Genomic DNA, 18364 nt, shown 5'->3' with positions numbered 1-18364 from the left:
CCTCCGCGGCCGTACCGACGAACTGGGGGATCTGATGACCCGCACCGACATCCCGCTCCTCCCGTCGCGCCCGGCGGCGTCGTCCGCGCCGGTGACCCCGCCTGCCCGGCGGCTGCGCGTCGCGCTGGTGAACATGCCCTGGGCGCGCGTCAACGCCCCGTCCATCCAGTGCGGACTGCTCCAGGCGGTCACCAGGAAGGCCGGGCACGACTGCGACACCCACTACCTCAACATCGAGTTCGCGGCGTTCCTCGGCGGCCCCGGCTACGAGAAGATCGCCATGATGGACGCGATGCGGGACTACTTCCTCGGCGAGTGGCTGTTCTCCCACGCCGCGTTCGGGGAGGTGCTGCCGCTCGCGGACTACCTGGCCACCTACCCCGAGGTCGAGTCGGACTGGGCGGAGTGGACCGGCGGCGACCGGGACGACCTGATCAGGACGCAGCGCGAACGGCTGCCGCGGTGGATCGCCGACTGCGCGGCGCGGCCGGAGTGGGCGGACTACGACGTCGTCGGGTTCACCTCGACGTTCCTCCAGAACACCGCGGCGCTCGCCCTGGGCAAGGCGCTGAAGGAGACGCACCCCGGCATCTCCCTGGTCTACGGCGGCGCGAACTTCGACAGCGAGATGGGGCTGGAGTACGCGCGGAAGCTGCCGTGGCTCGACTACGTCGTGGTCGGCGAGGGCGACGTCGCGTTCCCGGCGATCCTCGACGCCATCGCGGACGGGCGCGAGGTCCGGCTGCCGAACGTGCACCGCCACGGCCACCCGTCCGAGCCCACGACGAACGACCGGCTGGGACCCGCCGCGCTCGACGACCTCCCGATGCCGGAGTACAAGGACTACTTCGACGCGCTGAACAGGTTCGGCCGCCTCAACGTCCTGCCGGAGGACCAGATCCGGCTGCCGGTCGAGTTCTCGCGCGGGTGCTGGTGGGGGCAGAAGCACCACTGCACGTTCTGCGGGCTGAACGCGCTCAACATGGCGTTCCGGGCGAAGTCGGGGCCGCGCGCGGTCGACGAGCTGGCCGCGCTGCTGCGCGAGTACCAGATCGTGCACGTGGACGCCGTGGACAACATCCTCGACATGAAGTACCTGACGTCGTTCTGCGCCGAGCTGGCGGAACGCCACTGGGACGTCAACATGTTCTTCGAGGTCAAGGCGAACCTCACCCGCGAGCAGCTGAGGATCATGCACCTGGCGGGCATCATGCGCGTCCAGCCCGGCATCGAGAGCCTGAGCACCAACGTGCTCCGCCTGATGCGCAAGGGTTCCAGCGTGCTCATCAACGTCCGCCTGCTCAAGTGGGCGCGGTACTACGGCGTGCACGTCTCGTGGAACCTGCTCGCGGGCTTCCCCGGCGAGACCGAGGAGGACTACGCCGAGCAGCTCCGGCTGATCCCCCTGCTCCACCACCTGGAACCGCCGTCGGGCTGCCGGAAGATCTGGCTCGAACGATTCAGCCCGTACTACACCGACGAGTCCTTCGACATCAGGAACAAGCGGCCGCAGGAGTGCTACCGGCACATCTACCCCGCCGACCTGGACCACGCGAAGATCGCCTACTTCTTCGACTACGAGGCGACCGGCATCTCCGACACCACGGTGAAGACGGTGAACGCCGCCATCGAGGTCTGGGAGGAGCGCTCGGCCGCCAGGGCCAGCCTGGTCGTGCAGCGGCTGCCGGGGAGGCTCACGATCGTCGACAAGCGGTCCGAGGAGCCGCGCCGCCTCGTGCTGACCGACTGGCGGGCCGAGGCCTACGACGCGTGCGGCGACACCGCCCACACCCCCGCCAAGGTGCGGGAGGTCGTGGCAGGGCGCGGTCACGACGTGGGGGTCGAGCGGGTCAGGACGTTCCTCGACGGGTGCTGCCAGGCGGGGATCATGATCTCCGACGAGGGGAAGTACCTCGGTCTCGCCCTCCCCGAGAACCCGGGGTGGTGATGGCGGGCGCGCACCTGTCCGCCCTCGGGAGGGAGGTGGCCACCCGGTTGGCCACGGCCGAGGGCGCGGACGCCGCGTTCGTGGCGGGCGGCACCGCGGTGGGGCTCGGCAGCGGGTCGAGCGACCTCGACGTGTACCTGGCCGGGCCGGGGATGCGCGAGTCGCGGCGGCAGCTGTTCGCCGACGGGGTCCGGGTCGACGTCCAGACGCTCGCCACCGAGCGGCTGGACGACCTGGTCGACGGCGTCGTGGCCGACTACCCGGCCCCGGCGCGCGGCCGGGTGCCCGACGCCGACGTGGCGCTGGCCGTGCGGCTGCTCACCGCGGACGTCGTCACCGACACCGGTGGGCTCGCGGCGCTGCGGGAGCGGCTGGCCTCCCGTCCGCTGCCGTTGCGGCGCAGGGTGATCAGCGGCTGGGCGCGCACGGCGTACTCCGCCGTCGAGGACGTCGCGGGCCTGCGGGGCTCGACCGACCGGCTCGACCTGGACGCGGCGTCCACGGCGGGCCACCGGGCGCTGCTGGCCGCGGGGAAGGCGGTGGCCGCGGCGTGCGGCGACCTGCACCACGGCGAGAAGTGGGTGTGGCACCAGCTCGCCCGCAGCGCGCCCGCGTCGTTCCCGCTCGCCCGGTACCGGCGGCTCGTGCACCACGCCGCGCCGGAACCGGGCGACCCGGACCTCTTCGCCGACCTCGCCTCCTTCGTCCAGACCTGCCTGGTCGCCGCCATGACCCTCGGGTGGTGGGACGTGCCGCTGCACCACTGGCCGGGGTGGGTGGACGAGGGCGGTCCGCTGCGGCGGGCCGCGTTCTTCGTGCCGTGCGCGTCCGACGCGGCGACGGTGATCGTCGGGCCGGGCGCACGGCTGTTCCGGGCACCACCGGAAGCGCTGCTGGTCTGGGGACTGTGCAACGGCGCTCCGGTGGACCGGGTCGCGGGCAGGGCGGCGGCGCTGGGGCCGCTCGCCGAGCCCTGGAGCGGTGTCACCGGCACGCGGTGCCGCGCCGTCCTGCGCGAGCTGGAGGACGCGGCCCTGATCATTGGAGCGCACCTTGAGGATTGACCACGCCCGGAGCGCCACGCTGGACCTCTTCCTCGCCGTGCAGCGGGAGCTGCACGACCGCTTCTCGTTCGAGGCCATGCTGCTCCCCCGCCCCACGAGCCCGGAGGTGGCGGCGTTCTGGGACGGGTTCGCGTCCTGGGCACCGGTGGTGCGCAACAACATCCCGGCCGCGGTCGCCGCCGCGCCCGACCCGGCGAAGCTGGTGGCGCTCGTCGACGACGAGCGGCTCGTGCCCGGCGCGGAACTGATCGCGACGGCGATGACCGCCGCCGAGCCGGTGCTGGCGCCGATCATCGCCCGCTACGACGCGGTGCGGGAGCGCGCCGCCGCCGAACTCGACTCGATCCTCGTGCCCGAGCAGTACCTGCCGCCGCTGTGCGAGGCGCTCGGGACGCCGCCGACCACTCGGGTGCTGGACCTGCACCTGGTGCCGTTCGCGCCGCACACGCCCGCCGTCGGCTACCTGTCCGACGGGGGTTCGCTGACCGGCCTGCACGTCGACTGCAACCGCTTCCGGGGCACGACGCTGGCCGACAGCGTGCTCACGCTCCTGGGGTGGGCGCACCTGATGGAGACAAGGGACGACCCGGCCAACCTCTCGGTCGAGCTGGCGCGGCGGCTGCCCGGCACGGCGCCGTACCAGCGGAGGCTGCGGCTGCTGCTGACCAAGATCCTCATCGAGGTGCTGGCGGGCCACCTCGTGCGCGCGGCGCGGCCGGAGCACCGGCCCTGCTTCGACGTGCTGGGCTCGCAGTGGCGCTACCCCAGGCTCTTCGCGGTCGCCGAGCGGCACTGGACCCGCTACCTGCTCGGCGACCGCGACCGCGACGAGGCCCTGGCGGACATGGCCCGCGACCTGGGGTCGGTCAGCCCGCGCTGGTTCGTCGACCACGTCGACCCGTCCAGCCTCGCGGCGGACTTCTACCTGCTGGAGTGGATGTCGGCGGCGGGCGACAGGGACGCGGGCGTCCGGCTGGCGCGGTGGCTCCCCCAGCTGTGCTCCGACCTGGCCGGGCACCTGGACGTCGCCATCGGCAGCGAACTCGGCCACTTCAGCCGGGTGCCGCTGGAGCGGTGCGAGCCGGACCTGGCCGACTTCCTCCGCGGGCTCGGCGAGGGCGACAGCCGCGTCCTCTGGCCGCACCTGCGCACCGAACTCGGCCACGCCCGCGCGCTCGACCTCGCCCGGCGGGCCTTCGCCGGGCCGGGGATCGAGTTCGGCGGCGCGGCCTGGCGCCCGATCGCGGAGATGATGACCCGCTACGTCAGCGGTGAACTGCCGGACCTGGTGTTCGTCGACCAGTGCTTCACGCTGGAGCACAACAACGGTTCGGTCTTCGACAAGTTCTACGACGTGCAGGACGTGCCGACCGTGCTCGACGCGCAGGCCAGGACCGACGTGGAACTGCTGGCGCGGCACGCGTCGGCCGCCGTGCGGACGCTGTTCCGGCACCACCGCGGCGAGGGCCCGGCACCGGAGGACGAGCGCTCGGGCTGGTTCGACCTGAGCCTGCGCCACGCCCGGCCGGGGATGCTGGGCTGCGGCAACCGCGCCGAGCCCGCCGAGTTCGACCCCGTGGCCGACCCGCTGCTGGCCGGTCCGGTCACCGTGCGGAAGATGCGCGTGCGCTCGCCGATCCCGGAGACGCTGACCACCTACCGGTCGGTGCTGGCGACCCTGCACACCACGGCGGGCGACATCGACCTGCGGCTCTGGCCCGACCGGGCGCCCTACACCGTGGACAACTTCGTCGGGCTGGCCACGGGCACGAGGCCGTGGCGCGACCCGGCGACCGGGAAGCCGGGCGAGGGCGGCTTCTACGACGGCACCCCGTTCCACCGGCGGGTGCCGGGGTTCCTCGTCCACGGCGGCGACCGGCTCGGCACCGGCGAGGGCAGCGCGGGCTACCGCTGGTTCGAGGAGATCTGCCCTGGCCCGGTGTTCGACCGGCCGTTCCGGGTGGCGATGGCCAACCGCGCGGGGCCCGGCTCGACCAGCACGGGCTCGCAGTTCTTCATCACGGTCGCGCCTGCCCCGCACCTGGAGGGGTCCTACGCGGGCTTCGGCGAGGTGCTCACCGAGGAGGGCCGACGGGTCGTGCTGGCCATCGCGGACTCCCCGGACCCGGTGGTCGTCGAATCCGTGACGGTGACCGCCACCCCGACCGCGTGACCCCTGGGGAGGGATTGTGGAAGCACAGGTGAGGACGATCCTCCGGCAGCACTCCGGGCTCGGGAACGCCGTGCGGGCCATCGGGATCCACGACAGCCTGTGGCTGATGGGCATGACGTCCGCGGCCAGCGTCGAGGTGATGCTGGCGCTGGAGTCCACCTTCGGCTTCGAGTTCCCGGACAGCGAGCTGAGGCACTCCACGTTCGCGTCGATCTACAGCATCGTGCGCTCCGTCCGGGACCTGACCGGGAGCGTCGCGCGGTGAAGCCCGCACTGGTCCCCACCCCCGCCGCGGGCGTCCACCTGTCCACCGGGGGCTTCGAGGCGGTCGTGCACGGCCTCGCGTCGGCGCTGTCGACGCTCGCGGCCCCCGACGTGCCGCGGCTGCGCACGCCCCCGGTGATCGCCCGCCAGACCATCGAGGAGGTCGGCTACCACGAGTCGTTCCCCCACCTGCTCGGCCGCGTGTTCGCCAGGACCGACGGCGGGGCGCTCGCCGAGTCCGACCTCGTGCTGCTGCCCGCGGGCTGCTACTGCGTCTACCCCGTGCACGCGGGGGAACGCCTGCACGGCCCGACCGAGGTGAGCGTCGAGGCGACGTGCTTCCGGCAGGAGGCCCACGCCGAACCGGGGCGGCTGCGGTCGTTCCGGATGCGGGAGTTCGTCCGGCTCGACACCGCCGAGCGGTGCCTCGCCTGGCGCGACGACCGCCTGGCCGCCGCGCGGGACCTGCTCGCCGAGCTGGGTCTGGAGACCACGAGCGAGGTGGCCAGCGACCCGTTCTTCGGCCGGGGCAACCGGTTGCTGCGCAAGCTCCAGGTGGAGCGGGAGCTGAAGGTCGAGCTGTGCGCGGAGGTCGCGCCGGGGCAGCGGCAGGCCGTCGCCTCCGGCAACTACCACACCGACCAGTTCGGCAGGCTGTTCGCCATCACCGGCCCGGACGGCGCGGTCGCGCACACCGCGTGCCTCGCGTTCGGCTACGAACGGCTCGCGCTCGCCCTGCTGCACCGCCACGGCGAGGAGACGGGCCGCTGGCCGGACCGCGTCCGCAAGACCCTCGACCTGGAGGCGCCCCGATGACATCCGCGGTTCGAGCGACCGGGCTGCGGCCCGAGGCCCGGCTCCTGCTCGCCCTGTCCGCGCCGCGCTGGGACGCCGCGAGCGACCACGCCGTCCGGCAGTGGTCCGACGCCGGGGTGTTGGCCGACTGGCCGTACTTCCTCGACCAGGCCCTGACCCAGCAGGTGATCTGCGCGATCGGGCGGAACCTCGGCCGCCACCTGCCCAGGAACCGGTCGGTGCTGCCGCACCCGTGGATCTACTCGGCCGCCTACGAGGCGAACGCCCGGCGCAACCGGAGCCTCTTCGCCGAGTTCGGCCGCATCCTGCTGGCGCTGAACGAGCGCGGCGTGCGGTACGCGGTCCGGAAGGGACCGTCGCTGTGCGCCCTGGTCTACGACGATCCCGGCATCCGGCGGATGAGCGACCTCGACGTCCTGGTGGAGCGGGAGTCGCTGGACGCGGCGGGCGAGGTGCTGACCGAACTCGGCTACGCGCAGGGGGTTCCGTCGGCCAACGGCACCCGCGTGATCCCCCACGAGCGGAAGACGAAGCTGTTCTGGGCCGTGCACCTGAACAACGCGCTGCCGTTCCTGAGGACGACGACCGAGCCGGAGGTCCGGTGGTTCGAGGTGGACCTCTGCTTCGACCTGTTCCAGAAGCGGTCGGCCGGCGGGGTCGAGGTCGGCGTGGTGCTCGACCGCGCCCGGCCCGCGGTGGTCTGCGGCGAGCCGTCGTTCGTGCTGAGCCCGCTGGACCAGCTGCTGGACCTGTGCCTGCACCTGTACAAGGAGGCGACCAGCTACCTCAGCATCACCCAGAGCAGGGACCTCACCCTCCAGCGCTTCCTCGACGTGAAGGAGTCGATCCGCGTCACGGCGCCAGCCGACCTGGACCGGCTGCCCGGCTACGCCGACGACCTCGGCGCCCGGCGGGAGCTGTTCTTCGCGCTGCACCACACCGGTCTGCTCTACCCGGACGCCGTTCCCGCCGACCTGCTGGCGAGGCTGGAGCCGGACGACCTCGGCTACCTCGACGAGTACGGCGAGCTGGAGGGCCGGCCCACGCGGTGGAAGAGGGGTTTCCTCGACCGGCTGTTCGACCCCGACCGGTGGACGGAGCTGCCCGGCGCCTCCTCCATCCCGACGGGCTGACGTGGGCGAGCGCCTGGAGGTGATCGGCACGGCCACGGTCCCGTGGCTGCCGCCCACCCACGACTTCCGCCCCCACCTGACCGGCCTCGCCGAGCGCGCCGAGCGCCACGGCTTCACCGGCCTGCTGGTGTTCTACGACCACGTGGTGCTGGACCCGTGGACGGTGGCCGGGCTGCTGCTCCAGCACACCTCCACCCTCGTGCCGCTGGTCGCGCTCCAGCCGTACGCCCTGCCGCCGTTCACCGCGGCGAAGACGATCAGCAGCCTCACGTCGCTCTACCGCCGCCGCGTCGACCTCAACGTCATCACCGGTGCGGCGCCGGAGGAGCTGGACCAGGTCGGCGACCCTCTGGACCACGACGGGCGCTACGCGCGGGCCGCCGAGTACGTGGCCGTGCTGCACCGGCTGCTCAGCTCGGACGAGCCGCTCACCTGGAACGGCGAGCACTACCGGTTCCGCGGCCTCCGGGTCAACGCGGAGCTGCCCGAGCACCTCAGGCCGCGGATCTTCGTCCCCGGCTCGTCCAAGGCCAACCGGGTCCTCGTGGACCAGGTCGGCCACGTGACGATCACCCACCCCGAGCCGGTGGACCGGTTCGCCGAGAGCTTCGCCGCCGCGCGCGGTGATCGCGGGCTGGAGATGGGCATCCGCGTCGGACTGGTGGCGCGGCCCACGGCGGAGGAGGCGTGGGCCGCCGCGCTGGACGGCCACCGGGTGAACCGGGCCGCGAGGCTCAGGACGCTGCTCAAGCGCGAGTCCGAGTCGGACTGGAACCGACGGCTGGCCACGCTGGCGGCGGAGGCGGACGTCCACGACGACGTCTACTGGACCGGCCTCTACAGCACCGGCCGGACGGCGGCGCCCCTGCTGGTCGGCAGCTACGACCGGGTGGCGGAGTACCTGCGGCGGTACGTCGCGCTGGGCGTCACGAAGCTCCTGCTGACCAGGGTCGACACCGAGGCCGACTTCCACCACGCCCGCGCGGTGCTGGCCCGGGTGGACACCTGACTCCCACTGCCCGAGCCGCACCGCCCGACTCGACACCCAGCTCACCCCACGCCGCACTCACGCATCTCCACCCCCCGCCGCCGCACCGACCCAACTCGACACCCGGCCCGCCGCACCGACCCGATTCGACACCCGGCCCGATTCGACACCGGGGCCCACTCCGCACCGCACCGGGCCGGGCCAACTCGACGCCCAATCCCACCTTGCGCGCCGTGCTGGCCCGCTTCGCCAGCCAGCCCGCACCACCCCACGCCGCGCTGACCCGACTTGACACCCAACCCCACCCCGCGTCGCACTCGCTCACTCCACACCCAGCCCCACCCCGCGCCGCACTCGCAGCCCAATCGCCCCCTCGCCCAATTGTTAGCGATAACAGAAACGATCAACACCACCGCCTCCGAACGTCCAGGATCGACAGGTTCGAGCAGCTATCCCCAGTACCAAAAGGAATTCGATCGACTCGTTCGACATTCCCACCTCTGTTAGCGATAACAGAGAACCTTGTCCAATCCGATCCACCCCACTATCGTTCCGGTCACGCTCCCAGTAGTCCTGGCCAGCGGGTGCGCACGCCGCCGCTCCCCCTACGAGGAGATCGAGGACACCGTGGTCCATTCGATGAAACGCGCCCTGGTGGTGGCGGCCGCGCTCGCGCTGACCGTCGCGACGGCGACCCCCGCGTCCGCCTACCCCGCGCCCGGCCGGGTGACCGGCGACATCGGCGTGCACGACCCCAGCGCGGTCAAGCGCCCCGACGGCACCTACCTGGTGGCCCACACCGGGAACGACATCGCGCTCAAGACCTCCACCGACCGCGTCGCCTTCCGCAACGCGGGTTCGGTGTTCCCCGGCGGCGCGTCGTGGACGAACGCCTACACCGGCGGCAGCCGCAACCTGTGGGCGCCGGACCTGTCCTACCGCAACGGCCAGTACTACCTGTACTACTCGGCCTCGACGTTCGGTTCGAACCGGTCGGCGATCTTCCTCGCGACCAGCCCCAGCGGGAACTCCGGCACGTGGACCCACCGCGGCCTGGTGGTCGAGACGCGGACGTCGGACAACGTCAACGCCATCGATCCCGACCTGGTGGTGGACGACCAGGGCCGCTGGTGGCTCAGCTTCGGCTCGTTCTGGTCCGGCATCAAGATGATCGCGCTCAACCCGTCCACCGGCCTGCGGTCGGACAGCACGATCCGCTCCCTCGCGGGCCGCGGCGGCGGTGCGATCGAGGCGCCGAACATCGTCAAGCGCGGCTCCTACTACTACCTGTTCGTGTCGTTCGACCTGTGCTGCCAGGGGGCGTCGAGCACCTACCGCGTCATGGTCGGCCGCTCCACCAGCGTCACCGGGCCGTACGTGGACCGCAACGGCGTCGCCCTGACCTCAGGCGGCGGCACCGAGGTGCTCGCCGGGCAGGGCGGCGTCCACGGGACCGGGCACCAGGACGTGCTGGCGGACAACGACGGCGACGTCCTCGTCTACCACTACTACGCCGACAACGGCGCGTCGCTGCTGGGCATCAACCTGCTCGCGATCGACTCCTCCGGCTGGCCCTACGTCCACTGACCCACCCGACCACGACACCCGTGCAGCGTCGCAGGGAGAACACCGTGACACCGATCAACGCCGTCCGTCGACGACGGGCCGCCCTCATCCTCGCCACCACCGCCGCGCTGCTGGGCGGGATCACCTCGGCCCTGCCGCCCGCCGCGTCGGCGGCGGTGGTGGACACGAACGCCTCCTACGTCCTGGTCAACCGCCACAGCGGCAAGGCGCTGGACGTCTACGACCTGGCGACCGGTGACGGCGCCCGGATCTCGCAGTACACCCGCAACGACGGCGCGTGGCAGCAGTGGCAGTTCGTCGACTCCGGCGGCGGCTACTACCGGCTGAGGTCGCGGCACAGCGGCAAGGTCCTCCAGATCTCCGGCGGTTCGACGGCCGACGCGGCCGACGTCGTCCAGTGGGCAGACGCCAACTCCGCGGGCCAGCAGTTCCGGCTGGCCGACTCCGCGGGCGGGTACGTGCGGCTGCTCAACCGGGGCAGCGGCAAGGCGGTCGAGACCTACGAGTGGTCCACCGCCGACGGCGCGCGGGTGGTGCAGTGGCCCGACCTGGACGGGGCGAACCAGCAGTGGCTGCCGGTGAAGCTCGGCGCGGGCACGGTCACGAACCCGATCAAGCGCAACGGCCCCGACCCGTGGCTCCAGTTCCACGACGGCTACTACCACCTGGCCACGACGACGTGGAACTCGACGATCACGATGCGCAGGTCCCGCACGCTGGCCGGGTTGTCGACGGCGGCCGACCAGACGGTGTTCAGCCTGTCCGGGCGCCCCAACGGGTGCTGCAACATGTGGGCACCGGAGTTCCACCTGATCAACGGCCGCTGGTACCTGTACTACGTCGCGGGCCAGGACGTGCCGGACTACAACCCCACCCAGCGGTTGCACGTGCTCGAATCCTCCGGCACGGACCCGATGGGCCCGTACTCGTTCAAGGCCGACCTGGGCACCACCTGGGAGCTGGACCCCAGCATCCTGCGGCACAACGGGAAGCTGTACCTGATGGGCAGCGCGATGGACGGCACGCAGAGCCTCACCATCACGCCGTTGAGCAACCCGTACACGATCAGCGGCAGCAGGCGCACCATCAGCCAGCCCACGCTGGCCTGGGAACGCCAGACCGCTCCCGTGAACGAGGGCGCGGAACCGCTGTACCGCAACGGGAAGACGATGATCGTGTACTCGGCCAGCGCGTGCTGGGGCCCGGACTACAAGCTGGGCCTGCTGACGCTGACCGGCACCGACCCGCTGAACCGCGCGCACTGGACGAAGTCGCCGAACCCGGTGTTCCAGCGCAACGACGCCAACGGCGTGTACGCCCCCGGCCACAACGGGTTCTTCACGTCACCGGACGGCACGGAGGACTGGATCGTCTACCACGCCAACGACTCGGCGAGCGGCGGCTGCGACATGAACCGCTCCACGCGGGCGCAGAGGTTCACCTGGAACGCCGACGGCACACCGAACTTCGGCACCCCCGTCCGCCTGGGCACCCCGATGCCCGCGCCCTCGGGTGAGCCCGCGGCCTGATCACCGCACCGACCTGGAGCGGCCCGGCACTAGCCGGTCTGCTCCAGGTCGGTGTGCGCCAGGCAGATCTGGGCGAGGTCGTCGATGGGCACGGCGAGGGTGCGGGCCAGCGCCGCGACCGTGGTGAACGCCGGGGTCGCCATCCGGCCGGTCTCGATCTTGCGCAGGGTCTCGGGCGAGATGCCCGACGCCTGCGCCACGTCGGCGAGCGTGCGGGAGCCCCGCGCCTGGCGCAGGGACGCGCCGAGGCGCCTGCCCGCGGCGAGCTGTTCCGAGGTCAACGGGAGACGTACCACGGGGACAGCCTACCGGTCCCCGGTATGAAAATACCGACGGATTCGCTAGGGTGGTATTTTAATACCGAACGTCGGTACGTCAGGAGGAGTTCTCGGTGCTGGAGCTGAAGACGCCGCAGGAGATCGCGGCGATGGGTGTGACCGGCGCGTTCGTCGCCCAACTGCTCGACGACGTCGCCCAGCGGGCCCGTCCGGGGGTGAACCTGCTCGACCTGGAGCACCGCGCCCGCGACCTGATCGCGGAGCGGGGAGCCCAGTCCTGCTACTGGGACTACTCGCCGTCCTTCGGCCGGGGCCCGTTCCGCAACGTCATCTGCCTGTCGGTGAACGACGCGGTGCTGCACGGCCTGCCGCACGACTACACGCTGCTCGACGGCGACCTGCTGACCCTGGACATCGCGGTGTCCATCGACGGGTGGGCCGCCGACTCGGCGCGCAGCGTCGTCGTGGGCACCCCGCGCGCCGAGGACCTGCGCCTCGTCGAGGCCACCGAACGCGCGCTGGCCGCGGGCATCGCGGTCGCGCTGCCGGGCAACCGCCTCGGCGACATCTCCGCGGCGATCGGCGGGGTCGCGGCCGACTACGGGTACCCGGTCAACACCGAGTTCGGCGGCCACGGCATCGGGCGGACCATGCACGAGGACCCGCACGTGTCCAACACCGGGCGCGCCGGCCGCGGGCTCAAGCTGCGCCCCGGCCTGACCCTGGCGATCGAGCCGTGGTTCGCCCGCACCACCGACAAGATCGTCTACGACCCCGACGGGTGGACCATCCGCTCCGCCGACGGGTCCCGCACCGCGCACAGCGAGCACACGATCGCCGTCACCGACGGCGAACCGCTCGTGCTGACGGCCTCGACCGTGGTGGCGTCCGCGCGGTAGCCGCTCCCCCCTCCCCCGATCGGCCGGACCGACCAGCCGTTCGGAGGGGCGGCGGGGCCACCGACGGGGTCGAGGCGGTGCGGCCGGCCCGGTCCCCGCGCCCGGACGTCGTGCTGGTGGACCCGCGGCTGCCCGGCGGGCGTCCCCGCCCACCGGCCCGGCCCCGGTTCACAGCCGGGAGGCCACCTCCGCCAGCCGCTCGCGCACCCACTGCTGGGCCGGGGCGAGCATGTTGCGCGGGTGCCAGAACATCGCCATCGTCAGCCGAGGGGGCTCGATCGCCAGCGGCACCTCGCGCAGGCCGAGCGCCGGGCCGAGCCGCTCGACCAGGCGGCGCGGGGCGAGTGTGATCAGGTCCGATCCCGCGACCGCCTGGAGGGCCAGGGTGAAGGAGTCCACGGTGAGCGGCCTCGGCTGGGTCACGCCCTGCTCGTTCAGCCTCACCTCGGACACCACCCGCTGCCCCGCCACGCCGCTGACCTGGACCGCGCGGGTGCTCCCCAGGTCCTCGGCGGTCAGCGGCCCGAGCACCGCGCGGTTGTCCCGGTCGGCCACGGCGACGAACTCGTCGCCGAACAGCGTGGCGTGCGGGAAGTTCAGCAGCTCGGGCGTCTGGAGCTGCAACGGCCAGAACAGCACGTCGCACCACCCGGTCCGGAGCAGTTCGACCATCTCCGCGCGCAGCGAGACCACGGTGACCCGCACCCCCGGCGCGTCGGCCGACAGGCCGCGCAGCGCGGGCAGGACGAGGACGTCCGCCACGTAGTCGCTGGCCATCAGGGTGAACGTGCGCTGATCGGTGGCCGGGGTGAACGACCGCCCCGAGCTGAGCACCTCGCGGGCCGCGACCAGCGCGGTCTGCACCGGCTGGAGCAGCGACTCCGCGAACGGCGTGAGCACCATCGCGCGACCGTCGCGGACGAGCAGCGGGTCGTTGAAGTGGCGCCGCAGCTTGGCCAGGACCGCGCTCATGGCGGGCTGGCCCATCACGAGCCGGTCCGCCGCCTTCGTCACGTTGCGCTCCAGCAGCAGAGCGTTCAGCGGGATCAGCAGGTTCAGGTCCAGCCTGCCCCAGTCCGTGGCCACCGCCGCGATTGTCCTCCGCCCCACCGGGGGTGGCAAGGCAACACCGCAGCTCAGGCCAACTATCGAACCGGTCGATGAGATCCATGCGGAATTGACCGGTTCTGGTGCCCGCGATCCCGACATATCCTGGCAACCGACCAACCGCAATCCACAGTGGACTGGTCGCGCGCACCCCGGTTCCCCTGACCTCGGAGGGACATCACCGATGACCAAGACCACCGACACCACGCCCCGGCCGCTGCGGCCCGCGTTCGACGCGGGCACCGTCGTCGGCGGCGTCGTGCTCGCCGCGCTGGCCAGCGTCGCGGTCAACTCCGTGATCGCCACGATCGCGAGTTCGGCCCTGCCACCCGGCGGGACCCGGATGGGCTTGGAACTCCAGGAGTACGCGTCGCTGACGGTCGTCGGCATCCTGCTCGGCGCGCTGGCCTGGTTCCTCGTCCGCCGCCACGCCGACAACCCGCGCGCCGTCCTGCGGTACCTCGTGCCCGCCGCGGTGCTCCTCTCGCTCGTGCCGGACTTCGGGATCCTGATGACGGGCGTGCCCCTCCTCAACGCACTGGCCCTGGTCGCCATGCACCTCGCCGTCGCCGCGATCACCGTGCCGACGCTCGCCAAGGTGCTGCCGCTGCCGCTCGCGGAGGCCTGAGGCCGGACGGACCGACCGGGCCACCCCGCCGAGTGGCCCGGTCCCCTCCGTCTCAACCGGTCGGACCGCTGACCAGCATCGGCTTGACGTCGAAGTCGTTCTGGAGCAGGCCGTAGGTCCTCATGAGGTTCGAGACCCGCTGGAGCCTGCTGAGGTCGAGCGACGTGGGGTACTCGCCGAAGTGGACGAGCGTGGCGGTGTCCCGGTCGACCTTGGCGTAGTCCACCAGCAGCGCCTGCACGGTGGCGTGGTCGGCCGCGTCCCGCTGGCCCTTGAGCATGGCGCGCTGGAACGCGGCGACGGTGTTCGGGTTCTGCCGGGCGAACGCGCCCGTCGTGCCGTACCCGGCGATCGGGATGCCGTCGGTCGGGCCGGAGGCCGCGTCCAGGTACGGGATCTGGCCCGCGTTGCGCTGGGCCCTGGTGATGAACGGCTCGCTCATGAAGCCCGCGTCGACCGCGCCGCTCTCGATCGCGGCCTCCATGTCGGGCATGGGCATCTCCTTGAACGTCACCGACTTCAGGTCGACGTCGTTGCCCTCCAGCGTGGCCTTCGCGGTCAGTTCCGCGATGTTGTTGAAGGTGTTGAGGGCGATCGTCCTGCCCTCCAGGTCCCTGGGGGACCTGATGCCCGAGTCGGCCTTGCCGAGGATCATGAACATGCCCGGCTTGGCCTGGTAGCCGTCCGCGATGAGCTTGAGCCCGTCCGCGCTCTTGGCCGCGTCCTTGGCCTGGGCGGCGAAGAACGACACCCAGTTGCCGAACGTGACGTCGAGGTCGCCCGCGATGAGCGCGGGGATCGCCGCGGCGCCGCCCTGGACGATGACCGGCTCGACCTCGATGCCCTCCTCGCGGAAGTAGCCCTTCTCGATCGCGATGTGCACCGACGCGACGTCCACGATGGGCAGCAGCCCGATCTTGATCTTGGGCTTCTCCGGTGCCCCGTGCGCCGCCGCGCCCGGTGCGGCCCCGGAGCCGCCGAGCAGTCCGCAGCCCGACGTGGCGACGAGCAGCACGACGGCGCCCAGGAGCCCGGTGAGGGTCCGCGCGGGGTGGCCGCTTCGACAGATCATGTGCAGGAACTCCCGATGTGCGTGGACGCGACGACCGACGGGAAACCGACGGATCCTCAGGCTTCCATTCGATTCGTCATCCGCATCCGATGGCGTGACGGCGGGTCCACATGGTGGCACAGAAAGCGATACGGGCAAAGCGGGGAATGAAAACCCGAATTGACTCGACACACCCTTCCACTCAACGGAAGAGCATCTTTACGAACGGCGGAAGATCCACTATGAGAACCGCGGAAGGCCTCTGAACTGGTTCGATACTGGCGTGCCGCCGCCCGGAGACCACAGCACCAGCACGCCGGGCGAGCAAAGTTTCACCGAACGGAAAGCCCTTCACCCCCGCCGAGCGGCCCACGTGAAATAGTGGGCAGCCAATTCAACCAGGCCTCGAAAATAAATGGACCGGCAATTCCACGAATTCGTTTCCGCTGGTGACGACGCTGATCGGCGGTCACCGTGGCGGTGGTGACGCGTGGTGATCGACCGACTCCACAATGGAGCGCGGGCGCGTGGAACCCGATCGGGACGCCCCGAGGAGCACCCCGCGGGTCACGCCCGGCGCAGGGCGCCCGCGGCGGCCTTCCCGACCGCGGCGGTCAGCGCCGACAGGACCGTCGACTCCAGCCGCCAGCACTGCCAGTGCAGCGGCACGTCGAGGTGGCGGCCGGGGGCGAGATCGACCAGCACGCCGTCCGCGAGGTCCGGCCGGGCGACGCCCTCGGGCACCAGGCCCCAGCCGAGACCGAGCCGGATCGCCTCGGTGAAGCTCCCCGCCGCGGGCACGAAGTGCGTGGGCGGGTCCACGTCGCGGCGGGTCATCGAGCGGGTGAACCGCCGCTGGATGACGTCCTTGCGGTTGAAGCAGATCACCGGCGCGACGGCGAACGCCTCGGCGGGGTCGCGGTCGGCGAACCACCGCTCGGCGAGGCCGGGTGAGGCGACCGCGAGGTAGCGCATCGCGCCCAGCCGCGTGACCCGGCAGCCCTGGACGGCGATCCGCTCCGAGGTGACCGCGCCCATCACCGCGCCCGCGCGCAGCAGTTCGGCGGTGTGCCCCTCGTCGTCGGTGTGCAGTTCGAACACCACGTCGGGCAGTTCGGCCAGCACCGGCAGGAACCAGCCCGCGAGGGAGTCCGCGTTGACGACGACGGCCACGCGGGTGCGGGCCTGCCCGACCAGCGCGCCGCGGGCGTCGGCGAGCGCCTCCCGTTCGAGCAGCGCGACCTGACCGCCGAGCCGCACCAGCGGCCTGCCCGCGTCGGTCGGTTCGCACGGCCGCGTGCGGCGCACCAGCACCTGGCCGACGACCTGCTCCAACGCCTTGATGCGCTGGCTCACCGCGGACGGCGTCACGTGCAGCACCCGCGCGGCGGCGTCGAAGCTGCCGTGCTCCACGACCGCCTGGAACGTCGCGAGCTGCACCGGGTCGAGTGACATGAGGCAGTCTAACGGTGGTGAAGGATCTTTAGCTGGAGTGTGGCGGGCCGCGCTCCTAGCGTCACCGGCATGGGTTCCGCTCTCGCCGGTTTCGGCTTCTGCTCCGCTCTCATCGTCGCCATCGGGGCGCAGAACGCGTTCGTGCTGCGCCAAGGCCTGCGCCGCGAGCACGTGCTCCCCGTGGTGGTCACCTGCGTGGTCGCCGACGCGGCGCTGATGGCCGCGGGCATCGCGGGTCTCGGCGCCGCGCTGACCTCCGTGCCCGCCGCGCTGACGGCGGTGCGCTGGGGCGGCGCCGCGTTCCTCCTCGGCTACGCCCTGCTCGCGGCCCGCCGCGCGGTCCGCCCGAACGCCCTCACCCCGCTGGACCTGCCGCCCGCCACGCTGCGCGCGACCCTGCTGGCGTGCCTGGCGATGACGTTCCTCAACCCGCACGTGTACCTGGACACGGTCCTGCTGCTGGGAGCGGTGGCCCACGCGGACCCGAACCGGTGGGTGTTCGGCCTGGGGGCGGCCACGGCGAGCGTCGTGTGGTTCACCGGCCTGGGTCTCGGGGCGCGCAGGCTCGCGCCGGTCCTGTCCCGCCCGGCCGCGTGGCGGTTCGTGGACGGCACGATCGCCGCCGTCATGACCGCCATCGGCGTGTCGCTCGCGCTCGGCTGACCCCGCCCCGCTCCACAGTGGACGCCCACCCCACCCCATCCCCCCGTTCACGTCGATCGATGGATTGGGCTGGAGGCCGGGTAGCCGGGCTGGCCTGGAACCTGAGCCGGGCCTTGGACTGGGCTGTCGGGCCGGGCTGTCGGGTGGGGCGCGTGGTTCGGGTCTGATCGGAGGTCGAGGTGGCAGTCCCCTGTCGGACGGGTCGGGCATACCCTCGTGCGGTGAGCGCGAAGTCCTCCGCCGAGTCGGCACGGGACCTCCGCACCCGCACGTGGCTGGGTGTGGTCATGGTCGTCGGTGCCGCGTTCCTGATCGGTGATCCGGCGTCCCGGCTGAGCGCGGCCTGGAGGTTCCTCGACCGCTGGTGGCCCTTCCTGCTCCTCGGCCTGGCCGTGCTGAACGTGGTCCGAGCACTGGTCCCGTCGGAGTTCCTGCTGGCACCGGGACTGATCGCGCTGGTCGGCGGGATCGCCCTGGCGGTCCGCCAGGACGCCCTGACGACGCTGGAGGTGGTCGTCCCGATCGTCGTCACGCTGGCCGGGACCACCCTGCTGCTCCTGATCGGCCCCGGCCCGTCCTGGACGCGCGTCTTCACCTCCGGCCGGGTAGACCTGGACCGGGCACCGGCGGGTGTGCTCCGCCCACGGGCGATCGTCGGCCAGGTGCGGGCCAACCTGATCACCTTCGACGCACCTCAGAAGAGCGACCTGGTCGTGGAGGCCACCGCCGTGCTCGGCCACGTGAGGCTGGTCGTGCCCGCGAACCAGCCGGTCGTGCTGGT

17 protein-coding genes are annotated in these 18364 nt (G+C 72.0%); 13 read left to right on the top strand and 4 right to left on the bottom strand.

The genetic code is table 11. From position 1 onward, the window contains the following. Positions 1 to 34 precede the first annotated feature (34 nt). From AC156L_RS02275 to AC156L_RS02235, 9 genes are all read left to right on the top strand, one after another. The gene (locus tag AC156L_RS02275; RefSeq protein ID WP_330876735.1) at positions 35 to 1948 is read left to right on the top strand and encodes a RiPP maturation radical SAM C-methyltransferase; all 1914 of its coding nucleotides are present in this window, start codon (positions 35 to 37) and stop codon (positions 1946 to 1948) included. Beyond that, positions 1948 to 3012 carry a hypothetical protein gene (locus AC156L_RS02270; RefSeq protein ID WP_330876734.1) on the top strand — a complete coding sequence of 355 codons (1065 nt, stop codon included), beginning with the start codon at positions 1948 to 1950 and terminating at the stop codon, positions 3010 to 3012. The genes AC156L_RS02275 and AC156L_RS02270 overlap by 1 nt, the downstream gene beginning before the upstream one ends. Then, positions 3002 to 5185 carry a peptidylprolyl isomerase gene (locus AC156L_RS02265; RefSeq protein ID WP_330876733.1) on the top strand — a complete coding sequence of 728 codons (2184 nt, stop codon included), beginning with the start codon at positions 3002 to 3004 and terminating at the stop codon, positions 5183 to 5185. The genes AC156L_RS02270 and AC156L_RS02265 overlap by 11 nt, the downstream gene beginning before the upstream one ends. A gap of 28 nt (positions 5186 to 5213) precedes the next feature. Next, positions 5214 to 5450, top strand: a complete 237-nt coding sequence (locus tag AC156L_RS02260) for a phosphopantetheine-binding protein (RefSeq protein ID WP_330876732.1) — start codon at positions 5214 to 5216, stop codon at positions 5448 to 5450. Then, positions 5447 to 6265, top strand: a complete 819-nt coding sequence (locus AC156L_RS02255) for a class-II aminoacyl-tRNA synthetase family protein (protein ID WP_330876731.1) — start codon at positions 5447 to 5449, stop codon at positions 6263 to 6265. The genes AC156L_RS02260 and AC156L_RS02255 overlap by 4 nt, the downstream gene beginning before the upstream one ends. Then, positions 6262 to 7398, top strand: coding sequence for a nucleotidyltransferase family protein (locus AC156L_RS02250; RefSeq protein ID WP_330876730.1), 1137 nt, complete (start codon positions 6262 to 6264; stop codon positions 7396 to 7398). Before AC156L_RS02255 ends, AC156L_RS02250 begins: the two co-directional genes overlap by 4 nt. Before the next feature lies 1 nt (position 7399). Next, positions 7400 to 8407 carry an LLM class flavin-dependent oxidoreductase gene (locus AC156L_RS02245; RefSeq protein WP_330876729.1) on the top strand — a complete coding sequence of 336 codons (1008 nt, stop codon included), beginning with the start codon at positions 7400 to 7402 and terminating at the stop codon, positions 8405 to 8407. Between the two features lie 618 nt (positions 8408 to 9025). After that, positions 9026 to 9973 (top strand): arabinan endo-1,5-alpha-L-arabinosidase, encoded by a 948-nt coding sequence (locus AC156L_RS02240; protein WP_330876728.1) that lies wholly within the window; start codon positions 9026 to 9028, stop codon positions 9971 to 9973. A gap of 44 nt (positions 9974 to 10017) precedes the next feature. Continuing rightward, complete coding sequence (locus AC156L_RS02235) at positions 10018 to 11502, top strand: family 43 glycosylhydrolase (protein ID WP_484406537.1); 1485 nt, start codon at positions 10018 to 10020, stop codon at positions 11500 to 11502. 29 nt (positions 11503 to 11531) lie between these two features. Here the strand turns inward: AC156L_RS02235 and AC156L_RS02230 are convergent, their stop codons facing one another. After that, positions 11532 to 11798 carry a helix-turn-helix transcriptional regulator gene (locus tag AC156L_RS02230; RefSeq protein ID WP_330876726.1) on the bottom strand — a complete coding sequence of 89 codons (267 nt, stop codon included), beginning with the start codon at positions 11796 to 11798 and terminating at the stop codon, positions 11532 to 11534. Positions 11799 to 11893: 95 nt separating this feature from the next. On the opposite strand from AC156L_RS02230, the gene map reads away from it, so the two are divergent. Then, entirely contained in the window at positions 11894 to 12679 is a 786-nt protein-coding gene (gene map, locus AC156L_RS02225) for a type I methionyl aminopeptidase (protein WP_330876725.1), read from the top strand. Positions 12680 to 12847: 168 nt separating this feature from the next. On the opposite strand, the gene AC156L_RS02220 is transcribed toward map, so the two are convergent. Then, a complete protein-coding gene (locus AC156L_RS02220) occupies positions 12848 to 13765 on the bottom strand; it encodes a LysR family transcriptional regulator (protein ID WP_330876724.1) in 918 nt (305 codons plus the stop codon). Positions 13766 to 13970: 205 nt separating this feature from the next. On the opposite strand from AC156L_RS02220, the gene AC156L_RS02215 reads away from it, so the two are divergent. Further along, positions 13971 to 14414, top strand: coding sequence for a DUF6069 family protein (locus AC156L_RS02215; RefSeq protein ID WP_330876723.1), 444 nt, complete (start codon positions 13971 to 13973; stop codon positions 14412 to 14414). A gap of 52 nt (positions 14415 to 14466) precedes the next feature. On the opposite strand, the gene AC156L_RS02210 is transcribed toward AC156L_RS02215, so the two are convergent. Both AC156L_RS02210 and AC156L_RS02205 read right to left on the bottom strand, forming a co-directional pair. Continuing rightward, positions 14467 to 15486, bottom strand: coding sequence for an ABC transporter substrate-binding protein (locus AC156L_RS02210; RefSeq protein ID WP_330876722.1), 1020 nt, complete (start codon positions 15484 to 15486; stop codon positions 14467 to 14469). A 546-nt stretch (positions 15487 to 16032) separates the two neighbouring features. Further along, positions 16033 to 16920, bottom strand: coding sequence for a LysR family transcriptional regulator ArgP (locus AC156L_RS02205; RefSeq protein ID WP_330876721.1), 888 nt, complete (start codon positions 16918 to 16920; stop codon positions 16033 to 16035). 69 nt (positions 16921 to 16989) lie between these two features. On the opposite strand from AC156L_RS02205, the gene AC156L_RS02200 reads away from it, so the two are divergent. After that, positions 16990 to 17583 (top strand): LysE/ArgO family amino acid transporter, encoded by a 594-nt coding sequence (locus AC156L_RS02200; protein ID WP_330876720.1) that lies wholly within the window; start codon positions 16990 to 16992, stop codon positions 17581 to 17583. Positions 17584 to 17804: 221 nt separating this feature from the next. Further along, the coding region (locus AC156L_RS02195; RefSeq protein WP_484406535.1) for a hypothetical protein at positions 17805 to 18364 on the top strand (560 nt) is incomplete at its 3' end.

This window comes from Umezawaea sp. (assembly GCF_057122925.1).
Note: the sequence above shows the minus strand (reverse complement) of the source record. Positions and strands in the feature narration are given on the sequence as shown.